The following is a 20440-nucleotide window of genomic DNA, read 5'->3' on the forward strand; positions in this document are numbered from 1 at the left end:
GATAGTTGAGGGCACCCCCAGAAAATCTTCATGCGTCCGGCGTGCAGCGTGAGCAGCGCCGCCGGGCATCGGAAAGAGGTCAATGATGACTGTGCTTCAGTCCAGCAGTTCCACCACCAACAAGGTCCTCGGCCATCCCCTGAACGCCTGGTACGTCGCCGCCTGGGACCACGAAGTCACCCGCAAACCCATGGCGCGCAAAATCGCTGACCGCCCGCTGGCGCTGTACCGCACCGAGGACGGCAAGGCCGTCGCCCTTGCGGACGCGTGCTGGCACCGGCTTGCCCCGCTGTCCATGGGAAAGACCGTTGGCAAGGACGGCATCCAGTGCCCGTACCACGGCATCGTCTACAACTCTGCGGGCCGCTGCGCGTCCATGCCGGCCCAGGAGAGCATCAACCCCTCGGCGACCGTCCCGTCCTTCCCGGTGGTGGAGCGTCATCGGTTCGTGTGGGTCTGGCTTGGCGACCCCACCCAGGCGGATCCCGGCCTTGTCCCGGATATGCATCAGATGGACAGCCAGGACTGGGCAGGCGACGGTGAGACCATTTTCGCTCCGTGCAACTACCAGCTGGTCCTGGACAACCTGATGGACCTCACCCACGAGGAATTCGTCCACGCCTCCAGCATCGGCCAGGAAGAGCTGAGCGAGTCCGAGTTCGTGGTCACGCACGATGACCGCACCGTGACCGTTTCGCGGTGGATGCTCAACATCGACGCCCCGCCGTTCTGGCTCAAGAACATGCGGGACAAGTTCCCCGGCTTCGAAGGCAAGGTGGACCGCTGGCAGATCATCCGCTTCGAGGCACCCTCCACGATCCGCATCGACGTCGGCGTTGCCAAGGCAGGCACCGGAGCCCCCGACGGCGACCGCAGCCAGGGCGTCAACGGCTACGTCATGAACACCATCAGCCCGGAGACCGCCAAGTCCTGCCACTACTTCTGGGCATTCATGCGCAACTACTGCCTGGACAGCCAGCTCATCACCACCCAGCTCCGCAATGGCGTCCACGGCGTGTTCGGGGAGGACGAAGCGATGTTGAAGGCCCAGCAGGAAGCAATCGACGCCAACCCGGATTACGAGTTCTACAGCCTGAACATCGACGCCGGCGGAATGTGGGTCCGCAGGCTGATCGAGCGCATGCTCCAGGCAGAGGGCCGCCTCGCGGCGGCTCTCTAAACCGGCCAAAGACCCAAGGAACAAGACAATGGCAGCAACCAACAACGAAGTCTGGCAGTCCGCAACGGTCGTGGCCGTCACGGATGTGGCCGCAGGCATCCGGCGTATTGAACTGGAACCGTCAGCACCCAAGCATGCAGAGCCCGGCTCGCACATTGACCTGACCGTCACCATCAACGGCGAGCAGGAGAAGCGCTCCTACTCGGTGGTGGAATCCCTCGACGGCGGAAACACCCTCGTCATCAGCGTCTTCAAGGCTCCCGTCTCCCGGGGCGGGTCCGTCTTTATGCACACGCTCAAGCCGGGTGACACACTCCGCATCACCCAGCCCCTGCAGAACTTCCCGCTGCGTGTCGGGGCAGAGCGGTACGTCCTGCTGGCCGGTGGCATCGGCATTACCGCCATCGCGAACATGGCCGCGGTCCTTCGCAACGTCAAGGCCGACTACACCGTGGTGTACGCGGGCCGAAGCCGTGCCGCGATGGCCTATCTGACGGATCTGCAGGACCTGCACGGGGACCGGCTCCAGATCCATGTCGACGACGAGGGAAGCAGCCTGGACGTCAGCGCCCTCATCGGCGGCATCGATCCCGGAACCGAGCTCTACATGTGCGGACCCATCCGGCTGATGGATGCGGTCCGCCGGGGCTGGACCGAACGCGAACTGGCGCTGCCGGACCTTCGCTACGAAACGTTCGGAAACTCCGGCTGGTACGACCCCGAGGAATTCGTCGTCCGCATCCCACGGCTGGGCATCGAAGCCACAGTCGGGCAGGGCCGCTCCATGCTCGAGGCACTCGAGGACGCCGACGTGGACATGATGTTCGACTGCCGCAAGGGCGAGTGCGGTCTCTGCGAAGTCCGCATCCTGAACCTGGACGGCGCCGTGGACCACCGCGACGTTTTCTACAGCGAACGGCAGCAACATGCCCAGGAGAAGATGTGCTGCTGCGTCTCACGGGCCGTCAGCTCCGCCACAGGTTCCCGTGCCGACTCACCCGGCAGGCCCGCCGTCGTCACCATCGACGTGTCCTAGCCCCACCTGAACTAGGGCTGCCCGCATCCCGGGCAGCCGTCAACAGCTTTCGCTCCCGCCGGGGAGCCCCTAGGTTTCAAGGAAGATGCCATGGATCTGCGTGAACGTATCAACACCTCGAAGATGTCGCCCTATCAGTGGGCCATCATCGGCATGTGTGTCCTGCTGAATGCCCTCGACGGCTTCGACGTACTGGCGATGGCCTTCACCGCCAACGGCGTCACCAAGGAGTTTGGCCTGACCGGCTCCGAACTGGGCATCCTGCTCAGCGCGGGGCTGGTGGGCATGGCCATCGGCTCCCTATGCCTCGCCCCGCTGGCAGACATCATCGGACGGCGCCCCATGATCATCGCATCGGTGGGCGCGGCCGGCGCCGGCATGCTGCTGGCAGCGACGGCCACCACCATGGAGCAGCTGGGCATCTGGCGCCTCCTGACAGGACTCGGAGTTGGCTGCATCCTTGCGTGCACCAACGTCATCGCCAGCGAATACTCCTCAAAAAAACGCCGCGGCCTGAGCATCAGCATCTACACCGCCGGTTACGGCATCGGGGCAACCCTTGGCGGCGCCGCCGCCGTCTACCTCCAAAGCCAGTACGGCTGGCGTTCCGTCTTCGTTTTCGGCGGCGTCTCCACCCTCAGCATCCTGCTGGTCCTGCTGTTCCTCCTGCCCGAATCCGTTGACTTCCTCGTCACCAAACGGCCCCGCAACGTCCTGGACCGCCTCAACCGGATCGCCCGCAAGACGGGACACCCCGAGGTCACGGCGCTCCCGGACGTCCAGGCCGTCGCCAAGGCAAAAACCAACCCCGTTTCCGACCTGCTGTCCCCTGCCAACCGGCGTTCCACCCTGCTGCTCTGGCTGGCGTTCTTCACCACAATGTTCGGTTTCTACTTCGTCAACAGCTGGACCCCGCGGCTGCTGGTCACCGCGGGCATGACGGAAAGCCAGGGCATTACCGGCGGCCTTATGCTCACCCTGGGCGGGATCTTCGGCGCGGTCCTCTACGGCGTCCTGGCCACCAAATGGAACAGCAAGATTGTCCTTGTGGCCTTCACCGTGCTCTCGGCCGTCATGATCGTGGTGTTCATCTCGTCCGCCTCCATCATCGTGCTCGCCCTCGGTGCAGGCGTCCTCGTGGGCATGCTGATCAACGGCTGCATCGCCGGCCTCTACACGCTGGCCCCTTCCCTCTACCCGGCCTCGGTCCGCAGCACGGGCGTCGGGTGGGGCATCGGCATCGGGCGGATCGGAGCCATCATTGCCCCGCTGATCACCGGTGCCCTGCTTGATGCATCCTGGTCCGCCGTGCAGCTCTATCTCGCTGTCGGTGCGGTGGTGCTGATCAGCGCCGTTGCGGTCGGCATGATCCGCTCCAAAGAGCCGGTCAAGAGCCCGGCATCCGCGGAGGAACTCACCGGAGTCTGATCAGAGAACCTTTTCGCCGGGCCCTCGACCGCATTTATGTGCGTCGGGGGCCTGGCTCTTTAAACCGGCGTTACTCCACTCCGCCGAGGCGCACCGAAAGTCGCCGCGCCACCTCAAGGCCCCGCGACGCGGGGACCCCGGCGCCCGGTTCCCCGTCCTCGGCAGGTGCGGCAGCGCCGACGTCGGACGCTACCTGCTCCCACCGGTGCAGCTCCCGGACCACAAACCGCCACGCATCTTCCGGAAGCGCCACCGTGAGCTTGTCGTCCGTAGGCGGCCAGTCGCCCCAACCATCGTGGCGGCGCGGGTGCGCCCGGGTTGCCGCCCAGCCTGCTTCGCGGATGCTCCTCCCCTGCCGGACCACGGAATCGTTGCCGTCCGTGGCAGCAATCGAGACTGTGTTGTCGATGGTCGCGTCGATGAACAGCCAGTCGTCCACGCGCATGGTCAAGCTAAGCGGTTCGTTCCCCATGGCTCGAACCTAACCCACTACCGCCCTGTTGCGGGACGCCGTCCACGAGGGGGACCACGGTCACCGAACCGAGATTGCGCAGGGATCCGCGCGCTGCCGCTTCGAGGCGTTGGACGACGACGGCGAACTCCCCCAGGTGCGTACCGGCACCCGCCGGGACGGTTATCTCCGCGTGCAGCCGGTGCCCGCTCCACCGCAGCCGGGAGGAACTTCCCTCCGGCGCGTTCTCGGTGACCAGTGCGGCCAGCCGGTCGGACAGGGCGGGGTCGACGCCGTCCAGGAGGCGGCGGCCGACGTCACGGACAGTGCCCCACAGCAGGACGAAGATGGCCGCCGAAATAAGCAGGCCCACGATGGGATCGGCCAGCGGGAAGCCAAGCCAGATACCGATGACACCAGCGACCACGGCCAGCGAGGTAAATCCGTCCGTCCGGGCGTGGACGCCGTCCGCCAGCAAAGCCGCTGAGCCGATCCGGCGGCCCACCCGGATCCGGTAGATGGCCACCAGCTCGTTGCCGGCGAAGCCCACGAGGCCGGCGGCCAGCACCCAGCCCAGGTTATGGACGGGCTGCGGCTCGAAGAAACGGCGGAAGGATTCCACGGCCGCCACCACCGCCGAGAGGGCGATCATGGCCACGATGAACAGGCCCGCGAGGTCCTCGGCCTTGCCCAGGCCGTAGGTGAACGTCCGGGAAGCCGGCCGGCGTCCCAGGACAAACGCGATCCAGAGCGGGACGGCGGTGAGGGCGTCGGAGAAGTTGTGGACGGTGTCGGCCAGCAGGGCCACCGACCCGCTGACCAGCACAATGGCCAGCTGGAACAGCGCCGTTGCGCCGAGTCCCAGCAGGGAGATTTTGACGGCCCGGATGCCCTGGGCGCTGCTCTCCAGGGCGTCATCCACCGAGTCTGCGGAGTCGTGGGAGTGGGGAACGAATATCTCCTGGAGCCAGCCCTTGAATCCGGTCGCGTGGTGATGATCGGCGGGGTGGTTGTGATGCCCGTGCTCGTGGTGGTGGTCGGCGGGGTGGTTGTGATGCCCGTGGTCGTGGTGGTGACCGTGCCCGTGCCCGTAGTGCGCGTCCCCGCTCTGGTGTGGGCCGCCGTCGGGCGTTTCCCCCTGCGCGTGATCCGATTCCGCTGATTTGTGGCTCACTTTTCCTGCCCGCAGTGGGGTGCCATGCCATGGTTCGGGGCCGTCCCCAGGGAGTGCTCGGCCTGATGGATGGCGTCGGCCACCAGCTGCGAGGCGTGGCCGTTTTGCAGGCGGTAGAAGACCTTGGTGCCTTCCTGGCGGGTGGACACCATCCGGGCCAGCCGCATCTTGGCCAGGTGCTGGGACACGGCCGGGGCCGGCTTTCCGGCGATCGCGGCGAGCGCGTTGACGGGCAGCTCGCCGTCTCGGAGGGCCAGGATCAGGCGCACCCGCGTGGCGTCGGCCAGCATCGCGAAGACCTCCACTGCCAGTTCGACGTACTGGCTGTCAGGCGCATGCGCGGAGGCGTGCATATCTGCATTCATACGCAGATACTTACATAGGTTGGCACGCAATATCTACTGGCTCCCGGCACCGGGCCGCCTTACAGCCCGGGAGCGGCCGGTGCTGTCATATGGCGGAACGACGGCCGAGGTGTGTGCCCTTCCGCGTGCGCCGCCCCGAATTCGGGCGTACCCCCATTTCCCGGAGTGCGGCATCAAGCTCGGCGGGCCGTCCCGGCAGCTCTGCCAGGCGGACTATCTCGGCCGCTACCGCCGCGAGCTTCACGTTGCGGTGACTGCTGTGGGTTACAAGCATCCGGAAGGCATCCTCGGAGCCAACCAGCAGCCTGCCCATCAGAATGCCGCGGGCTTGATCGATGATGCTGCGGGTGGCCGTGGCCGCAACAACGGCTTCCCGGGCTATCTGCTCCGTCTCCCGCCGCAGCGTGGACGACAGGTCCAGCAGAATGCCCTCCAGCGCCGTCACCGTGCCGTCCTTATCCTGGATCGCGTCGCCGGAGGTAAGGACATGGCGGATGTTTCCCTGAGCATCGATGATCCGGTGGTACATGCAGAAATAGCCGCCGGTCTGCAAAACTTTGGTCACGATCTCCTGGCACCGCCGCCTGTCATCGGGATGTTTGTGGGAGTACAGAAGATCCAGGGTGGGCACCACCTCACCGCGCTCGTAGCCGTGAATCTGGAACATCGCGTCAGACCACTCCACGGTCTGCTCGGGAAACCTGGCCTTGAAGGTGCCGGCCAGGCACGGACCGTCTCCGAGGGCGCTGGAATAGGTCATGGGGCTGTTGAGCTTGGCCATCAGGACGCCTCCAACCAGTATCCGGCTGCCGCCATTGATGCCGGTGTGCCTTCCAGTATGGACACGAAGTCCGTCCAATCGGTAGCCAGCCGGGCCTCATTTGCGCCTTCCGGGGGCATCGGGAGAGGCTGGAGGTTCTTGACATCGCATACCCCCCGGGGGTATCTTGTGAGTGTTGTCAGTGACATGGTATGTCCCGGCGGGCGCCAAGGCACCAGCTTTCACAGCCGTTCAATCCCAGCACCAGTTGATCCTCTCCAACGGAATGGAACTCACATGTGTGGAACTGAACATCGCACCGACGCAGCCTCGGGACGGCTGCAGCTGCCACTGGTAGGGGCAGCCGCGGCAGGCTGCAGCTGCTGCTCACCCGCAACGGGCGCCAGTGCCTCCGCCGGCGCAGCGGGAAGGACCGACGCCGGGATCCCTGGTAACGGAGGCACCGCCGTCGGGAAGACCCAATTCACGGTTGAAGGCCTGACCTGCGGGCATTGTGTTCAGGCGGTCGAGAAATCCGTCTCCGCCCTGCCGGGCGTTGAGGACGCTTCGGTCCACCTCGTCGCCGGCGGGCGCTCCCGCCTTGTGGTGGCCGGCGCCGTTGACGCTTCAGCGGTACAGAAGGCAGTCAGCTCAGCCGGCTACATCTTCATTCCTGCCGGCCCCGGCCTGGAGGAGGAGTCATGAAAGATCACACAGGCCACACCGGCCACACCGGCCTTGCCGGGCACGGGGGCGACGCCCGCCATGGTGGCGACGCCGGCCATGCCGGGCGCATTAGCCATGCCGACCACGGAACCATGACGTCGGCTACTGCCGCAGGGGTCCCGGAAGGTTCGTCCCCTGCGGACATGCACGCACAGCACGGCGGGCACCCGCCGCAGCACGGGCACGGCCCGGACGACGACCATGCCGTGCACACTCACGGCCAGCACGCCGGACACAGCACGGCCATGTTCAAAAACAGGTTCTGGCTGACCCTGCTCCTGTCCGTTCCCGTGGTCTATTTCAGCCCCATGGTGGGTCACCTCCTGGGCTATATGCCGCCGATGTTCCCCGGCTCGGCCTGGATCCCGCCCGTGCTGGGAACCGTCATTTTCCTCTACGGCGGCCAGCCGTTCCTCAAGGGCGGTGTCCGCGAGCTGAAGGAACGCCAGCCCGGGATGATGCTGCTGATCGCCATGGCCATCACGGTGGCGTTTGCCGCGTCCTGGATCACGAGCCTGGGCATTGGCGGATTTGATCTGGACTTCTGGTGGGAGCTGGCCCTGCTGGTGGCCATCATGCTGCTGGGGCACTGGATCGAGATGCGTGCCCTCGGCTCGGCCCAGGGTGCCCTGGACGCCCTCGCCGCCCTGCTTCCGGATGAGGCGGACCGCATCACCGACGACGGCACCGAGACCGTCCCCGTCTCCGAACTCCGCGAAGGGGACACCGTCCTGGTGCGCTCCGGGGCCAGGATGCCTGCCGACGGGACAGTGGTGGACGGCCAGGCCGAGTTCGATGAATCCATGATCACCGGCGAATCCAAGACCGTCCCGCGGACGGTGGGCGACGCTGTGGTGGCCGGGACAGTGGCCACGGACAACAGCGTCCGCGTCCGGGTCACCGCCGTCGGAGAGAACACCGCGCTGGCCGGGATCCAGCGCCTGGTGGCCGAAGCGCAGGCCTCGTCCTCGAAAGCCCAGGCCTTGGCCGACCGTGCCGCGGCCTTCCTCTTCTACTTCGCAGCCGGCGCCGGCGTCATCACGTTCATTGTGTGGACCCTGCTGGGCAGCGTGCCGGAGGCGGTCACCCGAACCGTCACCGTACTGGTGATCGCCTGCCCGCACGCCCTGGGCCTGGCCATTCCGCTGGTGATCGCCATTTCCACTGAACAGGCGGCCCGGGCCGGCGTCCTGATCAAGAACCGGATGGCGCTGGAACGCATGCGCACCATCGACGTTGTGCTGTTCGACAAGACCGGCACCCTGACCACCGGCGCACCCGACCTCAAGGACGTCGCTGTCGCCCCGGGCGTCGACGCGGACACCCTGCTGGCCGTCGCTGCCGCCGTCGAATCCGACAGCGAACATCCCGTGGCCCGGGCCATCGTCCGCGCCGCCCGCCAGCGTGGCCTTGTCCTGCCGGCTGCCAGTGGTTTCAGTTCGCTGACCGGACGCGGCGTCCGCGCCGAGGTGGACGGACGCACTGTGCACGTCGGCGGACCCGCGCTACTGCGCGAGCTCGGCGTCGTCGAGCCTTCTGCCGTGGCGGCCACGACGCGCGGGTGGATGGACCGCGGCGCCGCGGTGCTGCATGTCATTGACGACGGCGGCCGCGTCCTGGGTGCCGTGAGCCTCGAGGATGCGGTGCGGGCGGAGTCGCGGCAGGCCGTGGCGGCGCTGCAGAACCGCGGCGTGAAGGTTGCCATGGTCACCGGCGACGCGCGTCAGGTGGCTGAGGCCGTGGCGGCGGACCTGCACATCGACGAGGTGTTTGCCGAGGTCCTGCCCGCGGACAAGGACAAAAAAGTGGCTGAGCTGCAGTCGCGCGGGCTGAAGGTGGCCATGGTGGGCGACGGCGTCAACGACTCCCCGGCCCTCGCCCGGGCCGAGGTGGGCATCGCCATTGGCGCCGGAACCGACGTCGCCATGGAATCGGCAGGCGTGGTCCTGGCCGGCAACGACCCGCGGGCGGTGCTGTCCATGGTGGATCTCTCCCGGGCCAGCTACCGGAAGATGTGGCAGAACCTGGTGTGGGCCACGGGCTACAACGTCCTGGCCGTGCCGCTTGCCGCAGGTGTCCTGGCGTTCGCCGGCGTGGTGCTCTCCCCCGCTGCCGGTGCGGTGCTGATGTCCGCCTCCACCATCGTGGTTGCGCTCAACGCCCAGCTGCTGCGGCGTGTGAAGCTGAACCCCTCGGCGGTCCGATGAAACGCTCTCTCACTTACCGTAGGTTTTTCCCGGACGCTCTCTCACTTAATGTGGGTTTTTTCCAAACGCTCCTGCAGCGTGGCGCCCTGCTAGCAGGGGTTCTGGCAGTCATCGCCGGAATCCTCGGCATGCATGTGCTGACCGCGAACCATGCCGCGCACGGAACCCACACCGCGGCGGTCCAGGCCGCCGGGGCACTGGTGGCTGAGGTGCATGAGTCCGGTACGCATGTCTCCGGTGCGCATGTCTCCGGCGTCCATGCGTCCGGTGCGCACACAGGGGCGGCGCATGCTGAACACAGCCACGCGGAGCCCGCGCAGGCGGACCAAGAGGACGCGGCCCCTGCCGGCGTCGTTTCCTGCGGGGGCTCGTGCCACGGTATGCAGGAATCCGGAACGTCCTGCATTCCCTCCGCCCAGGCGGGCACCCTGGCATTTTTCCCGCCGCACCAAACCGGTGCCGCCGTCCACCCACCCCGTGCACACAGCGGCCCGGCCATGGCCTACGCCTACACTCCCCGGAGCCCAACACCCTGCGACTTGTCCATCAGCCGGACGTAAACCGGAACTGTGCCATACCAGCCCACCGCAGTTCCCCCCACGTTTTGAAGGACACTTTCGATGAAGACCAAGATTCGCTTTACCGTGATCGCTGCTGCTTTGGCAGCCTCCCTGGGCCTGGCCGGCTGCTCGGCCCCGTCCCCCGCCGGCCCCATGCCCGGCATGCCCCATGGCAGCTCCGGGCCGATGTCCAGCATGATGCCTGACGCCAACGCCGACCATAACCAGGCGGACATCATGTTCGCCCGGATGATGATTCCGCACCATGCCCAGGCGGTGGAGATGAGCGACATCATCCTGGCAAAGCAGGACATCCCCGGCTCCGTGACAGCTTTGGCCACCAAAATCAAGGCAGCCCAGCAACCCGAAATCGAGCTCATGACAGGCTGGCTGGAGTCCTGGAACCAGCCCACCGGCATGATGGGTGCCTCCGGCATGCCCGGCCATGGGATGGGCGGCATGGTGGATGCGGAGGGCATCCAGAGGCTCAAGTCGGCCGCCGGAACGGACGCCGTCCGGCTGTTCCTGGAGGACATGATCGGCCACCACGAAGGCGCCATCGACATGGCTGAGCAGGAGATCCGCACTGGCAAGTACCCGGCCACCATCCAGCTCTGTCGGGACATCGTGGCCTCGCAGGGGGCGGAGATCAAGGAGATGCAGGCGCTGCTGGCCGCCCTCTGACCCCCACCCCCAGGACGCTCTCTCACTTAATGTGCGTTTTTGGCGGACCCTCTCTCACTCGATGCGGAGGGTCCGCTGCACGTTCAGTGATAGAGCGTTCGGGAAAAACCCACGTTAAGTGATAGAGCGTTTCGGAAAAACCCACATCAAGTGAGAGAGCGTCGGGAGGGCGGGCCTGGGGCATGGCCGTGTTAAGTTGAAATAGCCCGGCCGTACCCGGTCCGGCGCCCCGGCTGGAAAGAGATGTTCCGTGGAATCCCCCGCACCTGCCCCTGCTCCCGTGAGGATCCTGACCGTCTGCACCGGCAACATCTGCCGGTCCCCCGTGGCCGAGCGGCTCCTGCAGGCGGGCCTCGACCAGGTGCTGCCGGGCGGATTTGAGGTGACCAGTGCCGGGACCCGCGCCATGGTGGGCGACCCCATGCAGCCGCTCTCCGGGGACATCGTGCGCATGTTCGGCGGAAACCCCAACGGCTTTGTCTCCCGGCAGCTGACCGGCAAGATCCTGCGCGGCGTGGACCTGGTGCTCACCATGACCTCCGGCCACCGCGGCGAAGTCCTCCAACAGGACGCGTCCCTGCTCAAGCGCACCTTTACCATCCGCGAGTTCGCCCGGATGCTCGACGTCCTGGACGACCGCGCGGATGGCTCCCCAACGCAGGCAGGAACGGCCGACGGCGGCTCTCCCCTCAGTGCCAACACCGCCTTCTGGCGGGGGCTTCCGGCGCGGGCAGCAGCTGTGCGGCACCTGTCACTGCCGGCGGACTCCGCCGACAACGACATCATCGACCCCTACCGCCGCGGCCCCGAGGTCTACCGCCAGATGGAAGACGAACTGGCCCCGGCGATCGTCTCCGTGCTGCGTCACGCCCGCCTGAACGCTCCCGCTTAACCCGGCCCGCCGGCGTCGTACGCCTGCTGCCTCTGCCCTGAATCCGGCGCCGGCATCAGCCCCCGTCAACCGTTAGGAAATCGACACACTACTGCCCATGGCGGAACCGCCCCCGCAGGCGGACACTAAGTCATGGCTACCCCAAGCGGTCCAGAACGAATCGGCCCCGGCGCACCGGGCCAGGAAAATACTGCGCCAGCCGCGAGCAAACGACGCCGTTTGCTCGCGGCTCTTTTGTCCCTCTTTTTGGTGGCGATGGTGGTTGGATCCGCCCTCCTGTTCAGCCGGCCGGCCGCCCAGGTTGCGGCCCCGGAGCCGACAGCCACCGAAACCGTCACCCCTACTCCGTCCGAGACCACCCCGCCGCCCCCGCCGGCCCCCGCGCCTCCGCCGCCGCCCGAACCCATCGCCGAACTCCCGGCGGTGCCCATGAACATCCTGCTGATCGGCAGCGACAGCCGCGCCAACGCCAGGGACCAGGCGGCCCACACCCAGGCCACGGGCGAATGGCAGGATCACCGGGCCGACACGCTGATGCTGGTCCATGTCCCCGCCGACCGGCGGAGCGTCCACGTGGTCTCCCTCATGCGGGACCTGTACGTCAACATCCCCGGCTACGGCGCCTCCAAGATCAACGACAGCCTGTCGGTGGGCGGCATGCCGCTGGCGGCGCAGACTGTGGGGCAGCTGATGGGCACCACGATTGACCACACCATCATGCTGGACTTCAACGGGTTCCGGGCCCTGACCGACGCTCTGGGTGGCATCGCGGTGGACGTGCCGCTGGCGTTCCAGTCCACCCACGACAGCCAGCACGTGTTCACCCAGGGCGTCAACCATCTCAACGGCCAGGCCGCCCTGGAATTTGTCCGCGAGCGCTACGCCTTCGTCGACGGCGACTTCCAGCGGGTCCGGAACCAGCAGACGTTCCTCCGCGCCATCCTCGCCAGGCTGACCAGTGACACCGTTCTCCACGACGTCACCGCCTTGCGGGGCCTGGTGAACTTCGCCGGTAGCTACCTCACGGTGGACCAGGGCTTTGATCCGGCGGGTGTGGCAGTCCTGGCCTACGCAATGCGCGGCATCGACCCCAACAGTTTCGTCTCCCTCACCCTGCCCACGGCCGGCGTGGGCTTTGCGCCGGGCGGGGCATCGGTGGTTTTCCCGGACTACGGCGGGATCGCCCAGGTGGCCGCGGCCATGCGCGAAGGCCGGCTGCCTGAGTACGCGGGGGTCCGCTAACGTCCGCGCCGCGGCGGGATCCTGCGTCAGGACACGGACTGGCCCCCGGCATCTGCCGGGGGCCAGTCGGGTTAACTCCGCGTCGGGTCAGGGTGCAGCGGCACCGGCCCTGGATCCGGGACGGGCAGCGGGCCGGGCGGCTCGGGCGTCGGGACGGGGCTGGGCCTCTCGGGTCCCGGATGGCCGGGATGCGTGGGATCCGGCGTTAACGGATCCGGCCCTGGCTCGGGCGGGAACGGCTCGGGTTCGTGCACTGGCGGGATGGTCATTCAACTTCCCCTCTCACGCTGGGCGGATGCGCCTTGGCGTGATCAGGATACGCCCGACCGCGTCCCCCATCTACGGACGGCCCGGACGCTCTCTCACTTAATGCGCATTTTCCTGGAACGCTCTATCACTTAATGCGGTAAATACCGGAACGCTCTATCAGTTCCCGACGGCGGCGCAACAGGAAGTGCGAGAGCGTCAGCAAAAACCCACATTAAGTGAGAGAGCGTCGGCCAAAAACCCACGTTAAGTGAGAGAGGGTTTGGCAAGGGCGGGCGGGGCGTGAGCCGGGAGCCCGGGTCCTAGGCCGGGCGGCGGAGGCCGTGCTGGGGGTACTCCGGCACCTGCTCCAGTTCGTCGGCGTCGTGCATCGCCGGGACGGCGAAGGACACCACATAACGGGCTTCAGCGGCGTCGGTAGAGCGGATGGTCAGGCTTCTGGTGCCGGGAGGTACTGATGGCCTGAACACTTGGATGTTCCGGGAACCCATGGTGATGGAATCCCGGAAGTGGTAGGCCGTGCCCCAATGGTCCTCCACAACAATTTTGGGGATTGCATTCCCCGCGGCGGACTCCACATGGATATTCACCACCAAGCAGGTGCTCCAGACCTCCACGGAGAGCACTGTGAAGTCGGCGGCCCGGGTCAGATGCAGCCCGAAAGTGGGCGGCAGGAGCATCTGGCGGAGAGTGCCTTTCGGGATTATGTTTCTCATTGTCCTCGACCCCAATGTGATAAGTGTGCTTACAATTACCGCGCGGTAAGGTCGCCATGTCAAGAGTTCTCTCTTGGTTCTGTGGAAAGCCGCACTGACCTGCGCTAACGCCGGTGGTTACAGCCGATTTCGGGCGTGCGGTGACGGGCAGCGGAACGCCAGCGCCGCCGTCGGACGTTAGCGCACGCAGATTATGGGTACGCCGCAAGTGACGCCCCTGCGCACGGCAGGCGGCACATGGCAGCGGGGTGGTCGAGGGTGGAAAACAGCGGGTTGACGCAGGCGGTGCGGGAAGCGGGAGCTGTGGAGCTCATCCTGGTGCGGCACGGCGAAAGCGAAGGCAACGTGGCGGCAACCCAGGCCAGCCGGGCCGGGGCGGACGTGATCGAGGTACCTGCCCGGGACGCCGACGTCACACTGTCCCGGACCGGGCAGGACCAGTCGCTCGCCCTGGGCAGAGCATTGGCATCCATCCCGGAGGAGTTGAGGCCCGACGCCGTGGTGTCCTCCCCCTACCGTCGGGCATTCCAGACGGCGGAGATCGCCGTGGAAACCGCCGGCTGGCCGGTCAAGGTCCGCACTGACGAGCGCCTCCGCGACCGTGAACTCGGCATCCTGGACATGCTTACCCGTCAAGGCGTGGACCGGCGGCATCCCGACGAGGCCGAACGCCGGCTGTGGCTGGGCAAGTTCTACTACCGGCCGCCCGGCGGGGAGTCCTGGGCGGATGTTGTGCTGCGGCTGCGCTCCGTGCTCGCCGAACTGAACAACCTGGGCAGCGGACACCGCGTGATGCTGGTCTGCCACGATGCCCTGATCCTGTTGGCACGGTACGTCCTGGAAGGGATGACCGAAGCGGAAGTCCTGGACCTGGCCGCCGGCACGTCCGTCCTGAACGCCTCCCTAACCCGCTACGTGCGCCCCGAAGGACAGGGGCCGTGGGCGCTGGAAAGCTTCAACGTGGCGGACCACCTCATCGCCGAGGGCGTGGAGGTTACCGAACACGCCGGGGATGCCAATGTCCACCCGCGGTAGTGCAGACGGAGCCAACGGGACGCGCTCCGGCGGCACTGGCTCCGGCGGGACGGGCTCGGGCGGCGGGGGCTCGGGCGGGACGGGCTCCGGCGGGACGGGCTCTGGCGGAGAGTCCGCCGACGCTTCACGGGCGACGCCGGTCACCCCGTCGTTGCTGCGCGGCTGGCCGCTGCCGGCCGCCGGGGAGGACAAATACTCCCGCGGCACGGTGCTGGTGATCGGCGGCGCCCGCGCCACGCCCGGCGCCGCGCTGCTGGCCGGCACCGCCGCGCTCCGGGCGGGGGCCGGAAAAATCACCATGGCAGTCTCCGAATCGGTGGCCATGCAGCTGGCCGTCAGCTTCCCCGAGTCCGGCGTCATAGGCCTTCCCGAAACCCGGAACGGCTCCGTCCGGGGCACAGGGCTGGAAGCCATCGCTTCGGAGCTCGAGGGTGCGGACGCCTTGCTGATCGGGCCCGGGCTTGACGATCTGGACCGCAGCGAAGAGCTGCTTCGGCAACTGCTGGAAAGCGATTCCGACGGCGGATCGGGCACCGGAGGTGCCACCATCATTCTGGACGCCTTCGCGCTGGGCTGCCTGCCCAGGCTGGGGGACGCACTGCAACCATGGATGGGGCGGCTGATCCTTACCCCCAATCCACAGGAGGCGGAGATCCTGCTGGAACGCGAGGCGGACCAGCTGGAATCCGCCGTGTGCGACATCGCACGCAAGTATCAGGCCGTGGTGAGCTGCCAGGGCTTCATCGCACGCCCGCCCGGCGGGGAAGCGCCGGAAGGCCCGGAGCTCTGGGCGATCACCACCGGCTACGGAGGGCTGGGCACATCCGGCAGCGGGGACGTTTTGGCCGGCGCCATCGCGGGACTTCGCGCGCGGGGCGCCAGTGATGCCCAGGCCGCGTGCTGGGGAACCCATCTCCACGCCGCCGCCGCCGACAGACTCGCCAGCAGGCTGGGCCCTCTGGGGTTCCTGGCCCGCGAGCTTGCGGACGAACTGCCCGCGCTCATGGTGGAACTGGCAACGTGACCGTAGTAGATCTCAAAAGCGTGGCCCCCGGCGATGCCGGGGGCCACCGTATGACGCTATGCGGAAATCTTGTGTTGCGCTTCCCTGGTCTCGATCTCGATCTTGCGCGGCTTGGCCTTCTCGGCGACAGGTATCCGCAACGTCAGGACACCGCCGTCGTACGTTGCCTTGACGTTGTCCGCGTCCAGCGTGTCACCGAGGATCAGCTGCCGGCTAAAGGTTCCCCTCGGACGCTCGGAGGCGATCAGCTCAATGTCCTTGCCTGCCGGATCCGGCCGCTGGGCCTTGACCGTGAGCACGTTCCGCTCGATATCGAGGTCAACCGAATCGAGGTTCACCCCGGGCAAATCAAAAGCCACGACGAATTCCTGGTCCTCCCGCCACGCATCCATGGGCATCGCCGCAGGGTGCGCGGTGGTTCCGAGAACCTGCTGGGCCAGCCTGTCCAGTTCGCGGAACGGATCGGTTCGCATCAGCATGACTTTCCTCCTCGTTGATGTTCAGCACCTTCATGTCAGCAGATTATCTATGTTTGCTGACATAGATTTTTTATAGCACCAAGGCCCAATTGGGCGCAAGCCCGCGTGAGCCCGCGTGAGCAGATTTTTCGCCGTCACCCATTGGCCTCTTCCTTTTAGTAAGCATGCTTAGCATAATTAACGGACTGGTTATGAACCCGGCACAAGGCCTGGCAACCAGGGCGCGCACGCCGGCTCAAAACCCGATCAGGCCGACGGCCCCAACGGTCGCCTGAACAGTTGAGAGAAGTTTTCCCACTGATCCAACAACTCATGACAGGAGCACCCGACATGACCACCAACACCAGCGCAACCAGGACGAACCTCCAGAAGGCAGCCCTTGCGATGGGAGCAGTCTTCCTACTGGTGGGCGTTCTGGGCTTTATCCCCGGCATCACCACAAACTATGGGTCGCTGGGCTTCGCCGGGCATGGCTCGGAAGCCCTCCTCCTGGGGATCTTCCAGGTCTCCGTCCTGCACAACATCGTGCACTTGCTCTACGGGGCGGCCGGCATCGCGCTGGCGCGCACCCACGGCCAGGCCAAGCTGTACCTTCTCTATGGTGGCGTGGTCTACCTGGTCCTCTGGCTCTACGGACTGCTGATCGGCCACGACACACCGGCCAACTTCGTTCCGGTTAACACCGCGGACAACTGGCTGCATCTGGTCCTTGGCCTCGTCATGATCGGACTTGCCGTACTCCTTGCCAGGAACACGGCCCCGGCCCGGGCTACTGTCCGCGGCGCAGGACGCTAATTACGCCGGGCGTTAGTCACGCGGGGCGCCATCACCAGGACTAGCCGGCACGGCATAGGGATGGCCCCCGGCGATGCCGGGGGCCACCGTATCGGGAGGGTCGCCCGCAACTGCCGACGCGCGGTCTGGCGCTGTGGCGTGCCGAAACGGCTAACCGCCCTCAAGAGGCAGATGATAAAGAACGCGTTCGGACTCTCCCGGTACTGCCGTTTTAGCACCACGCAGTGGACCGTTCAAGGGCTCCTGGCCGGTAACTTTCAGGACGGACTGAACTGGTCCCGAAAAGTTCAGACCGCGAGAGCGTCCGGGAAAAAGCCACATCAACTGAGAGAGGGTGTGCCAAAAATCCACATTAACTGAGAGAGCGTCCCGGGGGGGGCGGTGCGGGCGCCAAGGCCGAGGCCCTGGGGCGGCTACCCCGGTAGCGAACGGGCGGGCCCTTTGTCGGCGGGGGTCTATATATTGAAGGAATGACCCAGACGCCGTTGCAGGATTCCGCCAGCTCCTCCCCCGCTTCCGCAGGGCCGCAGTCGCCGCCCGCGCCGCCGCAGGCCAAAAAGGTCCGGCATGAGCGGACCCACCACGGCGACACCTTCGTGGACAATTACGAGTGGCTGCGCGAGAAGGAATCGGACGAGGTGGTGGACCACCTGAAGGCCGAAAACGCCTACCAGGAGGCGGTCACCGCGCACCAGGAGCCGCTCCGCGAGGCCATCTTCCAGGAGATCAAGGGCCGAACGCAGGAGACAGACCTGTCTGTCCCGAACCGGAAGGACGGCTGGTGGTACTTCAGCCGCTCGGTGGAGGGCAAGGAGTACGGTATCCAGTGCCGCGTCCGCGCCCAGGACACCGGCAACCCCGTGGCCGACTGGACTCCCCCGGCGGTGGAGGCCGGCGTCGAGATCCCGGGCGAGGAAGTGCTGCTGGACGGCAACGTTGAGGCCGAAGGCAAACCCTTCTTTTCCGTGGGCGGTTCCGCCGTCACCGTGGACGGAAACCTCTACGCCTACGCCGTGGATAACGCCGGCGACGAACGCTTCACCCTGCACATCAAGGACCTGCGCACGGGTGAGCTGCTGCCGGACGTCATCGAGAACATCTTCTACGGCGTCAGCTTCTCCCCCGACGGCACCCGCATCTTCTACACCGTGGTGGACGAGTCGTGGCGTCCCTACCAGGTCAAATCGCACGTCCTGGGCACGCCCGTCGCCGACGATGAGGTGATTTACCAGGAGGACGACGCCGCCATGTGGCTGGGCTTTGAGCTCTCCTCTGACAGGCGTCACCTCGTGCTGGGGATCGGCTGCTCCGAGTACAGCGAAACGCGGCTGCTCCGCTTTGATGACCCGACGGCGGAGCTCACCACCGTCATTTCCCGCAACGAGCGCGTCCTCTACGAGGCGGAGCCGTTCCTCCTCGCGGGCCCTGACGGCGAAAAGTCCGAGCGGATCCTCATCACGCACAACCGGAACGCCGTGAACTCCATGGTCTCCCTGGTTGACCCGGCCGAGCTCATCAAGCCGCTGGCCGGGCAGCACTGGAGCACCGTCGTCGAGCATTCCGACGACGTCCGCGTCAACGGTGCCGGCGTGACCTCCACGCACCTGATCGTCTCCGTCCGGAAGGACACCATCGAGCGGGTCCAGGTGATGGGGCTGTCCGGCCTGGGGACACCCACCCCGAAGCCACCCGTGGAGCCGGAGTTCGACGAGGAGCTGTACACGGCGGGCGTCGGCGGTTCGGACTATGAGGCGCCGGTGATCCGGCTGGGCTACACGTCCTACTTCACGCCGTCGCGCGTGTACGACTTTGTGCTGCCCACCCCGGCGCAGCCCGCCGGCGAGCTGCTGCTCCGCAAGGAAAGCCCGGTGCTCGGCGGCTACTCCGCCAGCGACTATGTGGCCACCCGGGAATGGGCGGACGCCGCGGACGGCACACGCATCCCCCTCTCCGTGCTGCGGCACAAGAGCGTCAAGCAGGACTCGACGGCGGCGGGCCTGGTGTACGGGTACGGCTCCTACGAGCTGAGCATGGACCCCGGTTTCGGCATCGCGCGGCTGTCCCTGCTGGACCGCGGCGTGGTGTTTGTGATTGCGCACATCCGCGGCGGCGGCGAGCTGGGCCGGCACTGGTACGAGGACGGCAAGAAGCTGGCCAAGAAGAACACCTTCACCGACTTTGTGGACGCCACGGACTGGCTTGCGGGATCCGGCTGGGTTGATCCGTCCCGGATCGCCGCACTGGGCGGGTCCGCCGGCGGGCTGCTCATGGGCGCGGTGGCCAACCTGGCGCCGGAAAAGTACGCGGCGATCGTGGCTCAGGTCCCGTTCGTGGACCCGCTGACGAGCATCCTTGACCCGGAGCTGCCCCTGTCCGCTCTGGAGTGGGAGGAGTGGGGCAACCCCATCACGGACCCGGCCGTCTATGCCTACATGAAGTCCTACACGCCCTACGAGAACGTGCGCTCCGTTGCGTACCCGAAGATCGCCGCGGTGACCTCCTTCAACGACACGCGTGTCCTTTACGTGGAGCCCGCTAAGTGGGTACAGGCGCTGCGGTCCACGACGACCGGGACCGAGCCGATCGTGATGAAGATCGAAATGGACGGCGGCCACGGCGGAGCGTCCGGCCGGTATGTCCAGTGGCGCGAGCGGGCGTGGGACTACGCGTTCATCGCCGACTCCCTCGGCGCCACCGAACTGCTGCCGGGGGCGGGCCTGAAATAGGCGATGACTGGAAAGCCAGCCGAGCCGGCTAGGGGCTGACGTAGGGCTGTCCGGTGGGGCCGGATCATCCGCACCGGATGATCGTTAGCCGCCGTTCTGGCCGTGATCGGGATGCTCGGCCAGCAGGTCCGCGAGCGTCTCCAGGTTGGCCCGGACGGTCCTGCTGTGGGCTTTCTGAACAAACGAATCAGCCAGCTTTCCGAACACGCCGCCGAGGCCGGAGTCGGCGTCGATGCTGTAGGTCAGGCGTGTCCCCTCGGCGCCCTGTGGCTCCAGGCTGTACGAAATGGTGAAGGTCATGGGCCCTTCCACGCTCCGGATCACCGTTTTCGACGGCGGCTCGAACTGGATGTTTTCGGTGACCCAGTCGAAGCGCCTGCCCATGATTTTGCTGGTGCCTTTGAACCGCGTGCCCACTTGGACGGGCCCGTCCCCCACCTGTTCTGCCTGGATAACCGACGAGTCCCAGACGGGGATGTTTGAGGTCTTGGTCAGGAAATCGAACACTTCCTGAGGCGGGCGGGAGATGAGAACACTTTCCTCGATAACGGCCACGGGATACTCCTCGGCATCGCCTGGTGACGGCACGGCGTGGCCGGCAGGTAGGCTCAAGCGCCAGTGTGATCGGACCCAACCGCACTGTCAACGGGGCAGGACCCGTGACCAGCGATACTAACCATGCTTACTATTGGT

At 66.5% G+C, this 20440-nt stretch carries 20 protein-coding genes; 13 read left to right on the forward strand and 7 right to left on the reverse strand.

The genetic code is table 11. The annotated features are described in order from the left end of the window. The first annotated feature begins 85 nt into the window (after positions 1–85). The 3 genes from IDT60_RS15160 to IDT60_RS15170 all read left to right on the forward strand — a co-directional run bounded on the left by IDT60_RS15160 (position 86) and on the right by IDT60_RS15170 (position 3644). Entirely contained in the window at positions 86–1180 is a 1095-nt protein-coding gene (locus IDT60_RS15160) for an aromatic ring-hydroxylating dioxygenase subunit alpha (RefSeq protein ID WP_164206798.1), read from the forward strand. 28 nt (positions 1181–1208) lie between these two features. Further along, complete coding sequence (locus IDT60_RS15165; protein ID WP_191079670.1) at positions 1209–2216, forward strand: PDR/VanB family oxidoreductase; 1008 nt, start codon at positions 1209–1211, stop codon at positions 2214–2216. A gap of 90 nt (positions 2217–2306) precedes the next feature. After that, positions 2307–3644 (forward strand): MFS transporter, encoded by a 1338-nt coding sequence (locus IDT60_RS15170; RefSeq protein ID WP_191079671.1) that lies wholly within the window; start codon positions 2307–2309, stop codon positions 3642–3644. Between the two features lie 70 nt (positions 3645–3714). Here IDT60_RS15170 and IDT60_RS15175 read toward each other — a convergent pair whose 3' ends face one another. From IDT60_RS15175 to IDT60_RS15190, 4 genes are all read right to left on the reverse strand, one after another. Beyond that, positions 3715–4116 carry a hypothetical protein gene (locus IDT60_RS15175; protein WP_191079672.1) on the reverse strand — a complete coding sequence of 134 codons (402 nt, stop codon included), beginning with the start codon at positions 4114–4116 and terminating at the stop codon, positions 3715–3717. Beyond that, complete coding sequence (locus IDT60_RS15180; protein WP_191079673.1) at positions 4097–5269, reverse strand: cation diffusion facilitator family transporter; 1173 nt, start codon at positions 5267–5269, stop codon at positions 4097–4099. Before IDT60_RS15180 ends, IDT60_RS15175 begins: the two co-directional genes overlap by 20 nt. Further along, positions 5266–5634, reverse strand: coding sequence for a metalloregulator ArsR/SmtB family transcription factor (locus IDT60_RS15185; RefSeq protein ID WP_191079674.1), 369 nt, complete (start codon positions 5632–5634; stop codon positions 5266–5268). The genes IDT60_RS15180 and IDT60_RS15185 overlap by 4 nt, the downstream gene beginning before the upstream one ends. A gap of 85 nt (positions 5635–5719) precedes the next feature. Then, the gene (locus IDT60_RS15190; protein WP_191079675.1) at positions 5720–6415 is read right to left on the reverse strand and encodes a PAS and ANTAR domain-containing protein; all 696 of its coding nucleotides are present in this window, start codon (positions 6413–6415) and stop codon (positions 5720–5722) included. Between the two features lie 276 nt (positions 6416–6691). Here IDT60_RS15190 and IDT60_RS15195 point away from each other — a divergent pair, with 276 nt between their 5' ends. The 6 genes from IDT60_RS15195 to IDT60_RS15220 all read left to right on the forward strand — a co-directional run bounded on the left by IDT60_RS15195 (position 6692) and on the right by IDT60_RS15220 (position 12705). Then, positions 6692–7099 (forward strand): heavy-metal-associated domain-containing protein, encoded by a 408-nt coding sequence (locus IDT60_RS15195; RefSeq protein ID WP_191079676.1) that lies wholly within the window; start codon positions 6692–6694, stop codon positions 7097–7099. Continuing rightward, entirely contained in the window at positions 7096–9327 is a 2232-nt protein-coding gene (locus IDT60_RS15200; RefSeq protein WP_370590695.1) for a heavy metal translocating P-type ATPase, read from the forward strand. The genes IDT60_RS15195 and IDT60_RS15200 overlap by 4 nt, the downstream gene beginning before the upstream one ends. 50 nt (positions 9328–9377) lie before the next feature. Continuing rightward, positions 9378–9887, forward strand: coding sequence for a hypothetical protein (locus tag IDT60_RS15205; protein ID WP_191079677.1), 510 nt, complete (start codon positions 9378–9380; stop codon positions 9885–9887). 60 nt (positions 9888–9947) lie between these two features. Continuing rightward, positions 9948–10571, forward strand: coding sequence for a DUF305 domain-containing protein (locus IDT60_RS15210; RefSeq protein ID WP_191079678.1), 624 nt, complete (start codon positions 9948–9950; stop codon positions 10569–10571). A gap of 250 nt (positions 10572–10821) precedes the next feature. After that, complete coding sequence (locus IDT60_RS15215; RefSeq protein WP_164205356.1) at positions 10822–11463, forward strand: low molecular weight phosphatase family protein; 642 nt, start codon at positions 10822–10824, stop codon at positions 11461–11463. A 255-nt stretch (positions 11464–11718) separates the two neighbouring features. Continuing rightward, on the forward strand, positions 11719–12705 hold the full coding sequence (locus tag IDT60_RS15220; protein WP_223883737.1) for an LCP family protein: 987 nt from the start codon (positions 11719–11721) through the stop codon (positions 12703–12705). A 569-nt stretch (positions 12706–13274) separates the two neighbouring features. On the opposite strand, the gene IDT60_RS15225 is transcribed toward IDT60_RS15220, so the two are convergent. Next, positions 13275–13688, reverse strand: coding sequence for a hypothetical protein (locus IDT60_RS15225; RefSeq protein ID WP_191079680.1), 414 nt, complete (start codon positions 13686–13688; stop codon positions 13275–13277). A gap of 237 nt (positions 13689–13925) precedes the next feature. On the opposite strand from IDT60_RS15225, the gene IDT60_RS15230 reads away from it, so the two are divergent. Together IDT60_RS15230 and IDT60_RS15235 are read left to right on the forward strand one after the other, a co-directional pair. After that, on the forward strand, positions 13926–14723 hold the full coding sequence (locus IDT60_RS15230) for a histidine phosphatase family protein (protein ID WP_191079681.1): 798 nt from the start codon (positions 13926–13928) through the stop codon (positions 14721–14723). Next, positions 14707–15747, forward strand: a complete 1041-nt coding sequence (locus tag IDT60_RS15235; RefSeq protein WP_223883738.1) for an NAD(P)H-hydrate dehydratase — start codon at positions 14707–14709, stop codon at positions 15745–15747. Before IDT60_RS15230 ends, IDT60_RS15235 begins: the two co-directional genes overlap by 17 nt. A gap of 56 nt (positions 15748–15803) precedes the next feature. Here the strand turns inward: IDT60_RS15235 and IDT60_RS15240 are convergent, their stop codons facing one another. Next, on the reverse strand, positions 15804–16226 hold the full coding sequence (locus IDT60_RS15240; RefSeq protein ID WP_164205346.1) for an Hsp20/alpha crystallin family protein: 423 nt from the start codon (positions 16224–16226) through the stop codon (positions 15804–15806). 330 nt (positions 16227–16556) lie between these two features. Here IDT60_RS15240 and IDT60_RS15245 point away from each other — a divergent pair, with 330 nt between their 5' ends. Continuing rightward, a complete protein-coding gene (locus IDT60_RS15245; protein WP_191079682.1) occupies positions 16557–17021 on the forward strand; it encodes a DUF4383 domain-containing protein in 465 nt (154 codons plus the stop codon). 470 nt (positions 17022–17491) lie between these two features. Then, positions 17492–19747, forward strand: a complete 2256-nt coding sequence (locus IDT60_RS15250; RefSeq protein ID WP_191079683.1) for a S9 family peptidase — start codon at positions 17492–17494, stop codon at positions 19745–19747. A gap of 84 nt (positions 19748–19831) precedes the next feature. Here IDT60_RS15250 and IDT60_RS15255 read toward each other — a convergent pair whose 3' ends face one another. Then, entirely contained in the window at positions 19832–20359 is a 528-nt protein-coding gene (locus IDT60_RS15255) for an SRPBCC family protein (protein WP_223883739.1), read from the reverse strand. Positions 20360–20440: the final 81 nt, after the last annotated feature.

The organism is Pseudarthrobacter sp. BIM B-2242, from assembly GCF_014764445.1.
GTDB lineage: Bacteria > Actinomycetota > Actinomycetes > Actinomycetales > Micrococcaceae > Arthrobacter > Arthrobacter luteus_A.